This window comes from Ralstonia edaphi, from assembly GCF_958350185.1.
In the GTDB taxonomy this organism is placed as follows: Bacteria; Pseudomonadota; Gammaproteobacteria; order Burkholderiales; family Burkholderiaceae; genus Ralstonia; species Ralstonia edaphi.
Map to the genome: position 1 here is coordinate 318,038 of NZ_CATWHI010000001.1, position 17,228 is coordinate 335,265.

Here is a 17,228-nt window from a genome sequence, read left to right on the forward strand (position 1 = left end):
GCGTGTCCGGGCGGTCGATCGAGAAGGTCAGCGAACTGAATGAGGTCAGGAGCCAGGCACCAGCTGCACGACGGCAGAGCCCGTCAACGTGGCGGGTGCCGGCAACAGGGGTATCGAAGGCAGCAGCGGGTTGTTGCCGGAGGTCACCGGTAACGTCAGGACCACGCTCAGGCATTGCATGCCCGCCACGTTCTGGCAATTCACCAGCGGGGTGCTGTTCTGATTGGTCTGGACCCGCCCGCTAAGGAAGGTGGGCAGCACCGACGTCACCGCCGCATAGGCGGCTGCCACGCGCTGCGTGTTGGAAGGCTGATAGCGGAGCGCCGCGCGTGCGCCCTCTTCCGCCGCCAGTGTCAGCGCCTGCTGCATGGCGAGGATCACGCCGTAGTACACGATGCCCAGCATGAGCACCAGCAGCACCGGCACGACGACGGCAAATTCGACTGAAGCTGCGCCGCGGTTGCCGCACCGCCAAGGGCGGCGGACAGCACGCGTGCGGACTTCCGGGTGCATGCGAGCACCCTCCCGTTCCCGTTGCAATGTCGGCATGGCCGACTCCTTTCTTATAGGCAGGCCGCTTGGCGGCTCTTCTTCAACGCTTCAACTGTCTGAACTACATGCCCGGCAGCCAGGGCATGCGCATCACTGAAGGCACCCATGGCAGGCTCAGCAACCCGATCGCCATGTAGGCGGCGTACGGAATGCCCCGACGCCCTGCCCCAGCGGTATCCCAGCGGGCGATAGCCGGGCACACGCGCATCACGATCCAGGCAGGAGGCGAGGACGCATCGAACTGGCGCAACACCATGATGCCGAGCGCGTGCAGGCCGGAAAGCATGCTGGAGACAAGCCATACGGCCACGAGGCCATGCCAGCCTGCCAGCAGGCCGACGACAGTGAAGAACTTCACGTCGCCGGCGCCCATCCAGCCGAGGGCGTACAGCGGCAGAAAGCAGGCAAACGCGATCACTCCGCCGAGCCAGAAGTCGCGCCAGTCATAGGCAAGATCCTGGACTCCGCCGAACTTGACCAGGATGACGGACAGCACGACCCCCGCCGCAACGAGCCAGTTCGGCACCCGTCTTGAACGGAAATCCTGCGCAATTGCAACTAATGAAAGGACGACAACCGCTGCCCAGCCTGGCGTATCGACGTGGCCGTACCAGGTTGCTAGCAAGCCACGTTCTTGTTGACGGCCTGGCAGATGGACGCAAACACGCCCTCAAGCTTGGTACCGAGCGTGGTCACGATCGTCACGATGGCGGCGGCGATGAGACCAGCGATCATGCCGTACTCGACGGCAGTGGCACCTTGTTCGTCACGGATGAACTTCAGAATGGCGTTCTTCATGATTCTCTCTCCTGTTTGCACTCGCCCGCGGATGTGTTGATCCCGACCAGCTTCCGGCGCTCCAACCTTAGCCAGTTCATATTTGGTAATAACGGATAAAACGCATGGGGATTTACTGCGATGACACAAACAGCAAAAAATTTCGCTGCCGGTGTCGTTCCACTAATGGAACGAAATTCAGACATCACCGGACGCGCGTGTCCCGAACACGTCCGATGATCACCGCACGCCCCCCATGGGCCACCATTTTGTTCGACGTGTCACGTATGTCACGTAACACGTCGTAACATCTTTATAGGCGTGCGGCGCCGCAAACAAAATAACTCAATTGAGGTACTTGCCTCAAATTAGAATGAAGTCTCTATTTAATTTTACTAAAGACGCGCCAACCCTCTGAAAACTAATGGAAATCCCCTAATGATCCTCAGATTAATTCTATTAATAGGACGGGTTTCCCATTAATCCTCGGGGCCGGTCTGAACGCTCCCCATTTCTGTCCAGGCAAAAAAAGGATGCGCGAGCGACGGGAACACGCCCGCGCACCTTCAAGAGCACAGACAGGTACTGCTCAGTGCGCCAGGCTGCCAACGCCGCCCAGCAAGTTGGTGACAGGGGCCAGCGGATTGCCGCCCGATGTGCCGCCGGCCGCGCTGGTCGCGCCGCTCAGCAGGTTGGTGACGGGCGCCAGCGGGTTGCTGCCACCGGCTGCGCCGCCCAGCAGGCCCGTGACAGGGGCCAGGGGGTTGGAGCCGCCCGATGCGCCACCCAGCAGGCCGGTCAACGGCGCCACTGGGTTCGTGCCGCCGGTGCCGCCACCCACACCGCCGAGCAGGCCACCCAGCGGATTGCTGCCCGCCGAGCCGCCCGCCGTGGCAACGCCACCGATTGCGGCGACCGTCGTGCCCACCGAAGTCACCACCGGGCCGAGGTTCGAGACTACCGGCACGCCCGTTCCAGTGATGGTGTTGCCAACGCCGGCAACGCCGCCGCCTACCGTCCCCAGCAGGTTGTTCAAGGCGCCGCCTAGGCCCGTCGAATCGCCAATCATCTGGGTGGCGCCGCTGACCTGTGTGGTGACCGGCACGATGGCCGTGCTCAGTTGCTGCGTCACCTGCTGGACCGCGCCGGAAGACAACGCGCTGCCCAGAAGCGTGCCACCGCCGATCAGCGCCTGGCCAATCTGCTGAACGCCGCCGCCCACCGGTTGGGTGATCGGCGCCAACGGGGCGCCAGAGCCTTGACCGAGGCCTTGCACGAGCGAGCCGGCGCTCACGGTTGCCTGGCCGAGGTCCGTCACGACATTGCCGGTGCTGGCCACGGTCGTACCGATTGGGTTGGGGTTCTGGCCCATCTTGCCGAGCCCGGTCTGGATGCCCAGGCCGAGATCGCTGACCGCCTTGCCGGTGTTGTCGACCGTACCGCCCAGCCCGGCCTTGGCCTGATCCGACAGGCCCGGAATGTTTGCGTTCTGAAGTGTCGAGCCGAGGCTGCTGATTGCCTGGCCGGTCGCGACAACGGTGTTGCCGGTGCCGTTTGCGACCTTGCCGATGGGCGTCACGCCCGTCGTGTCGCTCGGGCTCGGATTCGGCGAACTGCCCGAGCCGGAGCCTCCCGAAGAGCAAGCCGCCAACATGAGAGCGGCAACAGCGCAGGCCAACGGCGCAACGCGAATGGAGTATCGAATGTGAGTCATGGTCCGTCCCCTTCTTGGAATGATGTGTCTTGATGTCTGAGCTCGGTATTGCGGACTGCGGGCCACATTCTGCAAATGGCATGCCAGGCGCAGCAGAAAACCGGTTCAGTTTTCAGGAGACGGCGTGGTTATTGGATTTGCGGCTAGCACGTCAGGTGTTACCCCACCCTGAATTCGCCGCGTTACCCCTCCTAAATCCGTGTTCCGCACGTTACGACGTAACGTGACACGGAACACATTCGCCCCCGACATAACCGATAAGGCAAACGTTTAGCCCCTACTTTGGTGGGGTATGTAAATCCCATATTCTGGTTAGTTTTCACATTCGCTCCATTTTTATTGGGTCAAACGCCGCAAATTCCGATACCACGTTACGCATTGCGTAATAATGGCGACATGGCACACCGTTTGCAGAGTCCGGCCACCTCACATCAACAGTGAGACCCTTTCCAGCTGATTAAAGCGGACTTTTTAAAACGGGAGATCCATCATGAATAAGAACATCAAGTGCCTGGCCGCCACCATGGCAAGCCTGTTGGTTTTGGGTGGTTGCGCCAGCTCCGGCTCGGGGGACATGGGCAGCTCGCTGGGAGGTTCGAACGGCGGCGGCTCCAATAACAATGGCGGCGGTTCAACGCCGACGCCTTCGCCGTCCCCCTCGCCCTCCCCGTCGCCGTCTCCTTCGCCTTCGCCGTCCCCCAGCCCGACGCCGGCACCTGCTCCGCTGACACCGACGGGTGCCGTCCTCAACAATACGGGCGGCATCGTCACGGCGGCTGGCTCGACTGTGAGCGGCCTGGGCAAGACCATCGCCACCGCACCACTGCCCTCGCAACTGAGCGGTGTGCAAAGCGGCCTGGGCGGTGTCGTCGAAAACGCCGGCGCGACGGTTTCGGCGCTGGGCACGGGCGTGCAGAACGGGCTGGGCAGCATCGGCCGCAACGCCAATCCGGTTGGCACCACGGTCTCCAGCCTCGGTAACGTGGTAACCGGTGCGGGCAACACGGTCACGAGCGCCGGCACGCTGGTCAACAACCTGGGCACTGGCCCGCTGGCGCCGCTGGCGCCGGTGACGACACCGCTGGCAGGCGTGGTCGCGCAGGTCGGCCAGGCCGTTGCCAACGGAGGCGGCACGCTGGGCACGGCCCTGTCGACCGGCCCTGTGGAGCAGCTCACGCAGCAACTGAGCACGGCGATCGTGCCGCTGACCTCGCAGGTCACCAGCGGTACGCAGACGCTGGGCGCGGCCACGGGCCTGGGCTCGCCGGTCAACTCGCTGCTCGGCACGATTGGCGGTGCAGTCGCCAATGGCGGCACGACCCTCACCGCCGCCAATGTTCCGGTGGTAAGCGGTCTCGGCGGCGTGGTGACGGCCACGGGCAACACGGTTGCCGCACTGGGCGGCGTGGTGTATTCGCCGACGGCATCGGGCGGCAATCCGCTGGCGCCCATCACGGGCCTGCTGGGCGGTCTGGGTGGCGCAACGGGCGGCAGTAACCCGCTGGCCCCCATTACCGGCGCCCTCGGTGGTCTTGGCGGTGCAGGTGGCTCCAGCCCGCTCGCTCCGATTACGGGCTTGCTGGGCGGCCTCGGTGGCGCAACGGGCGGCAGCAGTCCGCTCGCTCCCATCACCGGCGCACTCGGCGGCCTTGGCGGCGCAGGTGGGGCCAACCCGCTGGCTCCCATCACCGGCGCGCTCGGTAGCCTGGGTGGTGCCGCGGGCGGTGCCAGCAACCCGCTGGGCCCGATCAGCGCGATCACAGCTCCGGTTGGCGGTGTAGTCACCACGGTCGGCTCGGGTCTGACCTCGGCAGGCGCGGCAACACCGCTGTCGCCGGTCACCGGCGCGGTGGGCGGTCTGCTCGGCACGGTGGGCGCCGCACTGGGCGGTACGCCCCGCTAAGCCACGATCGAGGCTTCGGCGGGCCGGCTATCACGCCAGTCCGCCGCTGTCGCGTTTCAAACGACCCGGTGCCGCGCAATGCGGCATCGTCATTGGGCTGGCTACCACGCACCTACGCACCCCGCTATCTACCTGGGCCGTTGCGCCGCGTGAACGCTCCCTGTATGTGTCTTGTTGTAAAGCACCATGTCTCGCGGTTATCGTTTGATGCAACGCGCGGCTGCACGGCTTCGCGACACCACAAACGAAAATCACGGAGGAGACAGGCGTGCGGACCACCACCATGCGGTTGGCCCTGGCCACAGGCGTAGCACTGACCGGCCCGGCACTGAGCTGGGCCCAGAGCAGCCCCAACCAAGGCAACCCGATCGACACGCTTCCGAAGGTCGATACCTCCCGTCCGCCCCAGCAGAAGATTCAGGTGGAAGTGCAACGGCCGAATCCGGCGCTGGAAAACCTGCTCGCCTCGCATCTCACTCCGACCAAGTTCCAGATCGAAGGCGTCAAGACGCTGCCGTTTCCCGAAGTCGCAGCGCATTTCGCGCCGCTGGCCGGGCATGACGTCACGGTCGCGCAACTGCTCCAGGCTGCGAACGATGTCACCAAGCTGTACGCCGACCGCGGTTTCCCGCTCTCATTCGCTTTTGTGCCGGCACAGACCTTTGAAGGCGGCGTCGTGCGCGTCACGGTGGTCGAAGGCTATGTAGCGCGCATGCGCATCGAGGGTACGCCCGGGCCATTGGAAGGCCGCCTGCGAGACATCTCGCAGCGCCTGATGAATGAGAAGCCCCTGCGCCGCGAAACGTTCGAGCGCGTGACAGGCGTGCTGGCGCTGCAGCCCGGCGTGCAGATCACCGCGACCGTGCAGCCGCCTACCACCACCGATGGCGCGAGCGAACTCGTGTTGAACGTAAAGCGCCAGCCATACACCATCGGTACGGGCGTTGAATACCGATCGCCCGGTGTGCGGGCCATCATCACCGGCACGCTCAACAGCGTGACGCCGCTGGGCGAACAGATCACCGTGTCGACATTGCAGCCGCGCGGGTCGGACCATGAGACCTTCTACTCCGCCACGTGGGCACAGCCGATCGGCACCGACGGGCTGCTGGCCAAGCTGACGTGGTCGCACTATCGCGGCATGCCCGAGAATCTGCCGCTGGAGCAACTGGGCTATCAATCGCGCTACCTGACCGACACGCAGCGGCTCGGGTTGTCATTGACGTATCCGGTACTGCTGTCGAACACGCGCAACCTGACGGTGACGGGCACCTTCTACGGCAACGACGACAAGCAGCGCTATACGCCGCAGAACCCCGGTTTTGCGCAGACCGAACTGGATGCCAAGGTGCGCGTGGCGGGCGCCGAAGCGCTTTACACCGAGGTGAACCCCGGGGAAACGCGCCGCGCGTCGCTGGGCCTGTATCAAGGCATCAACAGCCTGGGCGCCGGCAAGTCGCCCAACAACAACGTCGACCTCAGTTTCTTGCGCACGCGCATCACGGCCAGCGAAGCGCACGACCTCCCGCTGGGCTTCGGCGTGGTGGTGTCGGGTGCGGCGCAGTACAGCGGTGCGGTGCTGCCGTCATCGGAACAGATCAGCTTTGGCGGCCGCTTCTTCGGTCTCGCCTACCCGGCCGGTGAAGTAGCAGGCGATCGCGGCTGGGGCGCCTCGGTTGAGCTCAACCGCGCATTCCAGGTATCGATGGCTTACCTGAAGACCGTGCAACCCTACGTGCTGTATGACACCGCCAAGGTCTATTCGAACGCGGGCACACTCGTGCACGACCAACTCGGTTCCATCGCGCTGGGCGTGCGCTTCTCCGACCGGAAGTACTACACGCTGGACCTCGCCATCGCGCGCCCGGTCGGCGACAAACCGATCAATTCCAGCTCCCGCAGTCTGCGCTTCAACGCGGCCTACACCTACCAGTTCAACTGACACGCGCGGCATCGTGAACATGTGAACGAACTTTTTATATTTTTTATATTTTCAGCGCTGAAAGTCGACCATACTCCCCTCTCAAGGGGGGGATACATCGCCGCCGGAATTTGGGAGCATCGAAAACGGAATGTTAAGTTTTTCCAAAGAGTTGCCGATTACCACAGAAGTCGCGCAGAACAACAATAATCATTACAGCGACGGCGGCATCACGCCGCACCACGCCGACAGCAAGGGATTGCACCCTGAGCTGTCGCAATACGCACCGGGGGCCATCATGCTGCAACGTCTATCGGATGACGCAGAATTCCATCGACTCGTCGATACCATCTACGAGGCGGTACTCGAGCCTGCGCAGATGCCGATCGCCCTGGCCCTGCTTTCTGTCTACGCCGGCGCCGAAAGCGCACACTATTTCGTCTGGGACAAGCACACCGACACGCCCCGCCATGGCGTTTCGTCGGGCTGGTGCCAAGACTGTCCGCAACAGGGACACTGCAACACCTTCTGCCAAGACCTCCAACTGTCCGACACCGCGCAACCCGAAGAAACGCCGTCGGCCGCGATGACCCTGATCGATACGCCCGACATGCGCGTCATGATGCGCCTGCGCACGCGCGACGACGATCTCTCCGAGGTCAGCGCCATCGAGCGCGAAAGCCGCCTGCAGCGCGTGCTGCCGCACCTGCAGCGGGCGGCCCGCATGCAGCAGCGCAACCTCGAACTGAACGAACTCGCCGCGCTTGGCATGGCCGGGCTGGATACGCTGGACTTTGGCGTGATGGTCATCGAGCGCAGCATGCGCGTGAAATACGCCAATGCCTGGGCGCGCACGATGACGACGGAAGACGACCGTTTGTCGCTTGATGGCAGCCTGTTGCATTCGGCAGACCACACGCACGACGCAGCGCTGCGCAACCTCATCGAACACGCCGCCGGGTCGCTCGGCGTACAAGGCGCGGCCGGTTCGTGGATGTACCTGGCGCGCGACGGCCGGCCGGTGCCGTTCATTGCCACGCCGCTCACGCCTTCCGATGCGATGCGTTCGTCCTGGGCTTCGCCGCTGGCGCTGGTGCTCGTGGGCAATTCCGAGGCGCGCTCCGTCATGGACGCCGGCGTGCTCGCTTCGCTCTTCGGGCTCACCAACAAGGAATGCATCGTCGCTGCGCGGCTGGCCGCAGGTGAAACCCTGCAGGAAATTGCCGAGCGCGAATTCCTCTCGCTGCACACGGTACGCGTGCACATCCGCGACATCCTGCGCAAGACGGGCACGCATCGCCAGTCCGAACTGGTACGCCTGTTGCACCTGCTGCCCAGCGTCGACCTCGAACGTGCCGGTGCCGCCACGCCGACGGCGCGCCGGCGCGGCCGCCTCAACGCCTGAGTTCACGCTCGGGCCGCTCCGACTTCGCATCACTTCCGACGCCCATTCACGGGCGTCGATCCATCCGCGTATACCCGGCTCACGTTTCGCCGGTTTCTGCCGATCCTTCAAGACAGGCGTCGCGCCGTCAGGCTTGCTTGATGCAAAGCGGTAGCGGCGAATGATCCCGACGCATTCTGTGAATAGCGCGCAACAAACGCACCTTTTCGCGGCCTGAAACGACAGGCTTTTGCGCTATCCTCGCCGCAAAACACAGACTAGGCGCTGGTCGTAGATCGGGGGGCCGCGCCGGATGCGCTCGCATGCATAACGACTTCCATATTGCGCTGCTGCTGTTTGCGTGGGTCAGCACTGGGCTGACCACGTTTGCCGCACTGGACGCTGCGACACGTCTGCCGGGGGGCTCGACGATCGCAAAACGCCGCAACTGGCGCATCGCCTGCGCGGCCATTCTTGGCATTGGGTTGTGGTCGGGGCTTTGGCTCGGCCAGCTCGGCCTGCATCGGCAGGTCGGCGCGCCCATATCCGCGCCCATTGCGGCGACGCTCATGACAACGCTGGCCGCAGCGCTGGCGGCGTTTTCCATCTTGCTGCCAGACCCATCGGCTTCCAATGGCGCACAGGCTTCGCAGCGACGCAGTATTGCCATGGGTGCCGTGGCGCTTGGCATCGGGCTGTTGGCGACGGAGCTGTATCTGACGCGCCCCTGGGTGCATGACGAGGCCTTGTCGCTGCGCCGTGCCTTGCTTGGCTGGGGCGGCGGTACGACGGTGCTCGGCGCAGGCGTGTGCCTGGCGATGTGCATGGCATTTCATATGCCGCCCGCGCAGCGTCGCGCCGCTGTGGGTCTGCGTGCACGTGCCGCCGCCGTGCTGGCCACTTCTGCTGTGCTATCGCTCGTGCTGTGGCCAAGCGCCGCGGCATGGCCGGCCGACGAGTCGACGACGCATATCGTGCCCGTCATCATGCTCAGTGCCGGCGGCGTGTTGATCGCACTGGGCTTGCATGCCGTGCTGATGATGCTTGAAACCCGGGTCGACTCGGCGCAGGCACATCTGGAAGCATCGCTGGCGCGGGTGGCGAACCAGGCGCCGCGCCCGCAACTGCACGACGCGCTGACCGGACTGCCGAACCGCCTGCATCTTCGCGAAGCGCTGGAGGCGGCCATCCTGTCGTCTACACGGCGCGGGCGTCCGTTTGCCCTCTTCTATCTGGATCTCGACAACTTCGGACAGATCAACGACCAATACGGCCGCAATGCCGGCGACCGCGTGCTGCAGATCATTGCCGAGCGCCTGCGCCAGGCCATTCGCGGCGAAGACACCGTGGCGCGCCTGGGTGGCGACGAATTCGGCATCCTCGTCGAGGGTCTGGCGCTGCCCGAGGCTGCCGCCACCATCGGCGACAAGCTGCTGTTCCGCCTGCGCGAATCGGTGGAAGTGGAAGGCCGGCGCCTGCGCGCCACCGCCAGCATCGGCGTCGTCGTTCATCCGCACAACGGCGCGACGGCTGACACGCTGCTCGAACATGCCGACACAGCCATGTTCGATTGCAAGCAGTCCACCGGCAACGCCTATCGCTTCTTCGAGCCGCGCCTGAACACCACGGCGCACCGTGTGCTGCAGATCCAACGTGCGCTTTCGCATGCGGCCCTCAACGGGCAGCTGTCGGTGTACTACCAGCCGAAGTTCGATGCGCGCACGCAAGCCATGACCGGCGCTGAGGCGCTCCTGCGCTGGAACCATCCGGAGCTGGGCTCGGTGTCGCCGGCGGAGTTCATCCCGCTGGCCGAGCGCACCGGCACCATCGTTGAACTGGGCGACTGGGTGGTCGAAGAAGTCTGCCGCCAGATCATGCATTGGGATGCCATCGGCATGTCGCCGCAGCGCATTGCCGTCAACCTTTCGCCACGGCAATTCCAGCAGCCTGATCTCGTGCAGCGCCTGTCGCAGATCCTGCATCGCTATCAGGTTGCCGCGCATCGTCTGATGTTCGAGATTACCGAGACGGCCGCCATGCGCGATGCCGGTCAGAGCATCGCGGTCATCCGCCAGATCCAGTCACTCGGCTTTGAGGTGGCCATCGACGACTTCGGCACCGGTTATTCCAGCCTCAGTTATCTGCAGCGATTTCGCGCCCAGCAGATCAAGATCGATCGCGCGTTCGTCTCTGCGCTCGACGACAACCCGCCCGAGGCAGCCGCCATCATTCGCGCCATCTGCGCCATGGCGCACTCATTGGACATGACCGTGGTGGCGGAAGGTGTGGAAACCGAAGCGCAAATGCAGGCCCTCGTGAATCTGCAATGCGATCAGGTGCAGGGCTATCTGCTGGCGCGCCCAATGCCGGCCAAGGATTTTCAGGGGTTACTTGGAATCGAGTACGCCTGAACCGATCGCCTCAAATAGGCGGCACAGAAAATGCGCCATTTCGATGCATTCATGCCTGACCTTTCATAAACCTTTCATCTTCATATTCGGAAATATTTGGCCACGTCGGCCGGCGATTGCCGAAGCAATGAAGCAGTCACATAAAAACATTGTGTAGAAATTGCGTAGTGGCTGCACTGGACCGATTGCAATACAGGCCAATGGTTTTGCAATGGTTCATGTGTTTACGATTTCGACACATCGCGCAAAACCCCGCCCCGCGCAGGTTTGCGCAAAATGCAGTGCGGCAGAAAATCCACGTCGTTGACATGAGGTCTTAACGAAATTCAATTCTCTCCTGCAAAGTCGTTATAATGCCCTGGGCTACGGGGAGCGTGCCCACGTTTCAATTGCAAAGCTGAGGAATCCATAATGCCGACTTACAAGGAAATCGTTCAGAAGATCTCTGAACTGCAGCGCCAAGCCGATGAACTCCGGGCAAATGAACAAGCGACGGTGATCGCTGAAATCAAGCACAAGATCGTGGAATACGGCCTGACCGCCGAAGACCTCGGTTTTGGCACCAAGGGCGCCGTGGCCTCGAAGAAGGCTGGCCGCAAGGTGCCCGTGCGCTACCGCGACAACAACGGCAACACCTGGACGGGTCGCGGCAAGCGCCCGGGCTGGCTGGTCAAAGAGCTGTCGTCGGGCCGGAAGATGGAGGATTTTCTGGTCGCCTGAGCAGCGCTTTCAGCGCAGCATTCCGAGCCCGCACAAAGAGGCGCGCCGGAAACCACACAAGAGAAAGGCCGGCGGATTTGCCGGCCTTTTGCCTTTCTGCGCGACAGAAGCGGGGCAGTTATACCTGGAAGCGCCCCACTGCCGTGCGCAGCAATTGCGCCTGCTCTTCCAGTGACAGGGCAGCGGCGGCGGCCTGTTCCACGAGCGCGGCATTCTGCTGCGTCACTTCGTCCATCTGGTTCACGGCCTGGTTGACCTGCTCGATACCGGAACTCTGCTCTTCAGACGCCGCAGAAATCTCGCCCATGATGTCCGTGACGCGCTTCACTGCAGTCACCACGTCCTGGATCACCACACCGGCCTCTTCCACCAGCGCCGAGCCGTTCTGCACACGGCCCACCGAATCGCCGATCAACTCCTTGATCTCCTTGGCCGCGCTCGCAGAGCGCTGCGCCAGGCTGCGCACCTCTCCGGCAACGACGGCAAAACCGCGGCCCTGCTCACCCGCGCGCGCCGCCTCCACGGCTGCATTCAGCGCCAGGATGTTGGTTTGGAAAGCGATACCTTCGATCACACCGATGATGTCGGCAATCTTTTTGCTGCTCTCGTTGATGCCGGACATGGTCTCGACCACCCGGCCGACCACCTCCCCGCCCTTGACCGCAATATCCGACGCGTTGACGGCGAGCGTGCTTGCCTGACGGGCGTTGTCGGCGTTCTGCTTCACGATGCTGGTCAGTTCTTCCATGCTCGACGCCGTTTCTTCCAGCGAAGACGCCTGCTGCTCCGTACGCTGCGAGAGGTCGGCATTGCCGGCGGCAATCTGCTTGGTGGCGCTGGCGATGGAATCGGCCGAGTTCTTGATGTCGCTAATCGTGCCGGTCAGTTGCTGCTGCATCTGCGACATGGCGAACAGCATGCTGTCCCGATCCCCCGGGCGCGTGTGCACCTGCAACGCCAGATCGCCGCTGGCGATGCGCGCGGCGATGTCCGCCGCGTAAGCCGGTTCACCGCCCAACTGGCGTTGCAAGCCGCGCGTCACGGCCACCACAACCACCGTCATCACCAAGCCAATACCAAACAGCAGGCTCAGCGATTGGATCAGGGATGTGCGGAACGCTGCATCCACATCATCGATATACAGCCCCGTCGTCATCGACCAGTCCCAAGGCTGGTAGTACGAGACGTAGGTCAGCTTGGGCTCAGCCTTGTCGCTGCCGGGCTTGGGCCAGAGATAGCGCACGAACCCGCCGCCCGCCTTGGCCGTTTGCGCGATGTCCACGAACAGGTGTTTGCCTTCCGGATCCGTTGCGGCGGACATGTTCTTGCCGACCATCTCGGGCTTGATCGGGTGCATGACCGATACGGTGTCGGTTCTCGACAGCGAGAAATATCCGTCGGTGCCATAGCGCATGTCTTTGAGGCGCGCGATGGCCTGGGCCTTCGCCTCGTCCACCGTCATCTTGCCGTCCTGCGCCAGCTGGGCGTATTCCTTGATGACGCTGAACGCCGTTGCGCTGACGTTCTGAAGATCGCGTTGCCGCTCTTCCATTCGCACGGTGCGCGCGCCCCATGCACTCCACAATGTGATGACAAGCAGGCACAGCCAACTCAGGACGAGCGGCAGCCACAGCTTCTGACGAAGCGTGAGTCGATTCATCTTCCTTCCCTCCAAGCGTTTTCTTTTGTCCGCAAGGCACAGATGCATCGCGGCGCTCCCCTGGCGCGATTACACGCGCTCTGCTTGAGCTATCGAACGCGCGCAGGGAAAACTTGAGTAGGACATGTACCCAGGAAGACGCTGCCGATTGTAAAAGGCGGGAAAAAGAGACTTCAACGCAACGCGTTGGGGTTGATGCTTGGAAGCGCGCCGCTGCCGGCTGACGCAGGAGCGGCTGTCGGTGCGGGTTGAGCGGGGACCGCCTCTACAGCAGAAGAATCGATCGGCGACCACGATTCCCACAAGCCATGGCGACGCAGCGTTTCGGGTGCTTCGGCAACGGTCGAAGCGGCTGCCACGGCAATTTCTGCCAGGGCTGCCTTTTGGACCACCTCAATATGCGAGCCCGCCATGCGAACCGCATGGCCACCGGCGTCTCGCACCGCAACGCCGTGCGCGGCCATCTGGCGATAGCCGCCATCCTTGTGCCGCATGCGGAATTCCGCCACGTACGCCGGCGTGTTGCCGTCAACATGTGCCTGGATGCGATTGAGCACCATGGGCAGATCATCCGGATGCACCAGTCGGAGATATTCGCTGGTGCTCGGGCCGATTTCCTTGAGCGTGTAGCCAAGCATGGCCGCAAAGCGCGTGGAAAACTGCGCCGCGCGCGTGACCAGATCGAACTCCCACAGGCCGACATCTGCACCGTCGAGCAACAATTGGTGGCGGGCAACGAGTTCGGCTTCGCGGCGGCGGTAGCTCTGCTCCAGATCGTTGAGCGCCTGTACGGTTTCCTTGCGCAGCCGGATTTCGCGCGCGGCGACGGCAGCCGCGGTGTCGCCCGTGGCGCGATCCCGATAGCCCAGCAGCAGAGCAGCGAGCACCGTGGCAACCGCCCCCATCACGAGCAGCAGCCCCAGCCCCGCCGGCGCATTGGCGGGCACGGCGGAGAGCGTCGAAAACGAACCCGCGAGCGACGCCGTGTACACCGCATCCGCCGTCAGCGCCGTGCCGAACAGCACGCTCACAAACAGGCTCACGCCCGGGCGGCGCACCGCCACACCCGTCGCACCTGACCGCGCCGAGAGTGCCAGCTGCAGCGCCGCCGCGCACGCCACCGCCGACAAAACAATCACGATACCCAGCAGCCCAGCGTCTTCCCACGCAGTGGCGCTGAAGCTCGTTACACCCGCCAACAACAACACCGCCACCGGGCCGCTCACGCTCAGCAACACGCCCAGCAACATGGCGCGTATCAGGCTCGCCCGCCCGCCGAGTACGCACCACAGCGCGGCAACAGCCAGGCTCCAGCAGAACGAAGCCAGCGTCATCACGAGCACAGCGGTGTCTTCGTGCAGCGGCCAACGTGCAAGCAGCGGCAGCAGCGGCACGGCCCACAGCCCGATCGCGGCAAACAGCGCTGTCATGACCAGCGGCACGCGCGTGCGCGACGCGGTAGCGCTGCGCAAGTCATCGAGCAGGCGCAGCAGCAAACTGCCTGCGCCACAGGCCACGACAAAAGGCAGCAGCGCAGGCAACGACGCGTGCGCCAGCGTATTGACCAGGTGAACGATCAACGCCTCATCCACGACGGGGCATCTCCTGCGGGTTCGAAGCCTTCAAGGATTCAGCCACGGCTTTGGAAACCGTCCGGATTCATGCTCTGCCAACGCCACGAGTCTTCACACATGCGCTCGATGCCGTATTGCGCGCGCCACCCGAGCAGTGACGCCGCCAGGGCCGGATCGGCATAGCACGCTGCAATGTCGCCAGGGCGGCGGTCCACGATCTGATAGGGCACCGGCTTGCCGCTGGCGCGCTTGTAGGCCTCCACGACTTCCAGCACCGAATACCCGCGGCCCGTGCCGAGGTTGACGGTAAAGCCGCGGTTGTCACGGCGCAGCGTGTCGAGCGCCGACAGGTGCCCGCGCGCCAGATCCACCACGTGGATGTAGTCGCGCACACCGGTACCGTCGGGCGTCGGCCAGTCGCCACCGTAAATCGAAAGCTTCTCGCGCTTGCCTACCGCCACCTGCGCCACATACGGCATCAGGTTGTTGGGAATGCCGCGCGGGTCCTCACCGATCAGGCCGCTGTGGTGCGCGCCCACCGGATTGAAATAACGCAGATAGGCGATTTGCCAGGCCGCATTGGAAATCTCCAGATCGCGCAGCACCTGCTCGCCCATCACCTTGGTCTGGCCGTACGGGTTGGTGGCCGAGAGCGGAAACGATTCGGTGATCGGCACGGTATGCGGGTTGCCATACACCGTCGCCGAGGAGCTGAACACCAGCTGGCGCACATTCGCATGCGCCATGGCCGCGCACAGCGTCACCAGCCCGCCCATGTTGTTGTCGTAGTAGGCCAGCGGCTTCTGCACCGATTCGCCGACCGACTTGAGCGCCGCGAAGTGGATGACCGCAGAGATGCGCGAGCTGGCAAAGAGATCGTCGAGCAGGCGGCGGTCACGTACGTCGCCTTGCACGAACTTGGGCGTCTTGGCGGTGATCTGCTCGATGCGCGACAGCACGGTCGAGCTGCTGTTGCAGAAGTTGTCGAGACCGATCACCTGGTAACCCGCATCCAGCAGTTCAACCCAGGTGTGCGAGGCGATGTAGCCGGTGGCGCCGGTCAGCAGAATCGTTTCTGTCATGGGGTGCGAGGTATCGAGGAAGGAGAGAGCTAGCGTGCCGGTTTGAGCCCGGCATCGTCGTTCTACGCTGCGTCAACCTGCTCCGCAGCGCGCAAAACAGCGCGATCATAGCAAAGGCTGCCGCCGGTTCGCGGGCTGTTTGGAGCCCAACTGCCCATAAAGCGGCCCTACGGCGGGCCGTCGGGATGGGCGGCGGCCTGCCACTCAGCATAGGCCGCGCGCAGACGCCATGCCGAGGTCGAATCGCGCAGGCCCAGTGCGTATCCAACCTCAGCAGGGTTTGCGCCTGCGTCGAACAGCGCGGCCGTGTAGCCGTTACGCAGCGTCTGCGGCGAAAGCCGCTCGCTGCGGTGCAGCAACGCCGGCAGCGCGGCCAGCCAGGCCTCCACGCGCCGGTAGACCGACGCCGCATGCATGACGCGCCCGCCCGCATCGGCAACGAATACGCGCTCGCCCGGCACCTCGGCGTGTGCGCGCACCGCCAGCCAGGCAGCCAGCGCCGGACGCGCAGCTTCAAGCATGGGCGCCTTGTACGCCGGGCCGCGCGTGCGCTCGACGGTGATCGCCTCCAGCGCCTCATCCACTTGGCGGAGCAGCAGCGATTGCACCTGCGCGACCTTCAGCCCCGCGCCATGGCAGACCGCGACGAGCGCCCGGTCGCGCGCCAGCTTGAAGGCGCTGGCGTTGGCGGCGGCCTCGCTGGCCTGCGCGCCCACCTGCAGTGAGGCCTCGATCGCCGCACGCTCGGCGGCTGACAGGAACGTGGTCGGATCGTTCTCGCCCTCGGCCAGCTTCTGCTGGACAGCGGAGCTTGCCGGGTTGTGCGTGCCCGTGCGTTGTTGCTCGATCTGATGGAAGACGCGCTCGATCAAACGCGCGTAGCGGTAGCGATGCAGCTTGGTCAGGCCCGATTCGTCGAGAAAAGCGGCGATGTCGCCCGCGCTCCAGTCGGACAATGGGCGCTGGTGCGATTCGGCCCAGCGCAGCCATTTGCGCCACATCGCGCGATACACCGTGGCCGATGATTCACGATAGCCGCGCGCGGCCAGCCAATGTTCGAAGGCTTGCGCGGGCCGCTCGGCCCAGTCTTGCAGGCTGGGCTGAAACAGGTCCGGAACGGGCGTGGCGGGCGGCGTGAATGAGGTCAATGCGGTAGCGGAAATGCTGAAAAACGAGCGTGGGCGGACCGGGAGTCTGGCAATTTCGCGTATCCTGCCGAGCGTAACACGCAGCTCCTGTATCCCATTGCGGACCCCATCGTGAAGAAAACCGACCTCGAAAAACTCAAGGGCCTCAAGATCGCCAACAACCTCAAGCGCGATAGCCAGCGCACCGGCAAGCCCGGCCAGGGCACCGGCAAGGCCGTTCCCCAGAACAAGCTGCTGAAAGCGCTGCTCGGCAAGCCAGCTGAAGACGACGCGAAAAAGTCGGGAAAATCCTGACGCGCAGTCCACACATCTAGAGCCCCGCCCTGTTGTTCCAACGGGCGCTTGGGTGCTACCGTCCGGCGCGTTTCCACATCATCGCAGC

At 63.9% G+C, this 17,228-nt stretch carries 14 protein-coding genes; 6 read left to right on the plus strand and 8 right to left on the minus strand.

The window, feature by feature from the left end:
* Positions 1-45 precede the first annotated feature (45 nt).
* The 4 genes from R2669_RS01475 to R2669_RS01490 all read right to left on the minus strand — a co-directional run bounded on the left by R2669_RS01475 (position 46) and on the right by R2669_RS01490 (position 3,043).
* On the minus strand, positions 46-549 hold the full coding sequence (locus R2669_RS01475; RefSeq protein ID WP_316898145.1) for a TadE/TadG family type IV pilus assembly protein: 504 nt from the start codon (positions 547-549) through the stop codon (positions 46-48).
* A gap of 64 nt (positions 550-613) precedes the next feature.
* On the minus strand, positions 614-1,078 hold the full coding sequence (locus R2669_RS01480; protein WP_316899036.1) for an A24 family peptidase: 465 nt from the start codon (positions 1,076-1,078) through the stop codon (positions 614-616).
* Between the two features lie 92 nt (positions 1,079-1,170).
* Complete coding sequence (locus tag R2669_RS01485; RefSeq protein WP_147214770.1) at positions 1,171-1,350, minus strand: Flp family type IVb pilin; 180 nt, start codon at positions 1,348-1,350, stop codon at positions 1,171-1,173.
* A 568-nt stretch (positions 1,351-1,918) separates the two neighbouring features.
* Positions 1,919-3,043, minus strand: coding sequence for a collagen-like triple helix repeat-containing protein (locus R2669_RS01490; protein ID WP_316898147.1), 1,125 nt, complete (start codon positions 3,041-3,043; stop codon positions 1,919-1,921).
* A gap of 490 nt (positions 3,044-3,533) precedes the next feature.
* Here R2669_RS01490 and R2669_RS01495 point away from each other — a divergent pair, with 490 nt between their 5' ends.
* The 5 genes from R2669_RS01495 (at position 3,534) to R2669_RS01515 (ending at position 11,382) form a co-directional block, all read left to right on the plus strand.
* Positions 3,534-4,946, plus strand: coding sequence for a collagen-like triple helix repeat-containing protein (locus R2669_RS01495; RefSeq protein WP_316898149.1), 1,413 nt, complete (start codon positions 3,534-3,536; stop codon positions 4,944-4,946).
* 268 nt (positions 4,947-5,214) lie between these two features.
* On the plus strand, positions 5,215-6,888 hold the full coding sequence (locus R2669_RS01500; RefSeq protein WP_147214767.1) for a ShlB/FhaC/HecB family hemolysin secretion/activation protein: 1,674 nt from the start codon (positions 5,215-5,217) through the stop codon (positions 6,886-6,888).
* Positions 6,889-7,018: 130 nt separating this feature from the next.
* Complete coding sequence (locus R2669_RS01505) at positions 7,019-8,272, plus strand: helix-turn-helix transcriptional regulator (protein ID WP_316891231.1); 1,254 nt, start codon at positions 7,019-7,021, stop codon at positions 8,270-8,272.
* 302 nt (positions 8,273-8,574) lie between these two features.
* A complete protein-coding gene (locus tag R2669_RS01510; protein WP_316898152.1) occupies positions 8,575-10,662 on the plus strand; it encodes a putative bifunctional diguanylate cyclase/phosphodiesterase in 2,088 nt (695 codons plus the stop codon).
* A 411-nt stretch (positions 10,663-11,073) separates the two neighbouring features.
* Complete coding sequence (locus R2669_RS01515; RefSeq protein ID WP_147214765.1) at positions 11,074-11,382, plus strand: H-NS histone family protein; 309 nt, start codon at positions 11,074-11,076, stop codon at positions 11,380-11,382.
* 118 nt (positions 11,383-11,500) lie between these two features.
* Here the strand turns inward: R2669_RS01515 and R2669_RS01520 are convergent, their stop codons facing one another.
* From R2669_RS01520 to R2669_RS01535, 4 genes are all read right to left on the minus strand, one after another.
* The gene (locus R2669_RS01520; RefSeq protein WP_147214764.1) at positions 11,501-13,042 is read right to left on the minus strand and encodes a methyl-accepting chemotaxis protein; all 1,542 of its coding nucleotides are present in this window, start codon (positions 13,040-13,042) and stop codon (positions 11,501-11,503) included.
* Positions 13,043-13,215: 173 nt separating this feature from the next.
* Positions 13,216-14,634: a PAS domain-containing protein gene (locus R2669_RS01525; RefSeq protein WP_316898157.1), complete on the minus strand. Its 1,419-nt coding sequence runs from the start codon at positions 14,632-14,634 to the stop codon at positions 13,216-13,218.
* A gap of 38 nt (positions 14,635-14,672) precedes the next feature.
* Positions 14,673-15,698 carry a UDP-glucose 4-epimerase GalE gene (gene galE, locus R2669_RS01530; RefSeq protein WP_147214762.1) on the minus strand — a complete coding sequence of 342 codons (1,026 nt, stop codon included), beginning with the start codon at positions 15,696-15,698 and terminating at the stop codon, positions 14,673-14,675.
* 167 nt (positions 15,699-15,865) lie between these two features.
* On the minus strand, positions 15,866-16,846 hold the full coding sequence (locus R2669_RS01535; protein ID WP_316898159.1) for a tyrosine-type recombinase/integrase: 981 nt from the start codon (positions 16,844-16,846) through the stop codon (positions 15,866-15,868).
* Positions 16,847-16,957: 111 nt separating this feature from the next.
* On the opposite strand from R2669_RS01535, the gene R2669_RS01540 reads away from it, so the two are divergent.
* The gene (locus R2669_RS01540) at positions 16,958-17,140 is read left to right on the plus strand and encodes a hypothetical protein (RefSeq protein WP_316898161.1); all 183 of its coding nucleotides are present in this window, start codon (positions 16,958-16,960) and stop codon (positions 17,138-17,140) included.
* Positions 17,141-17,228: the final 88 nt, after the last annotated feature.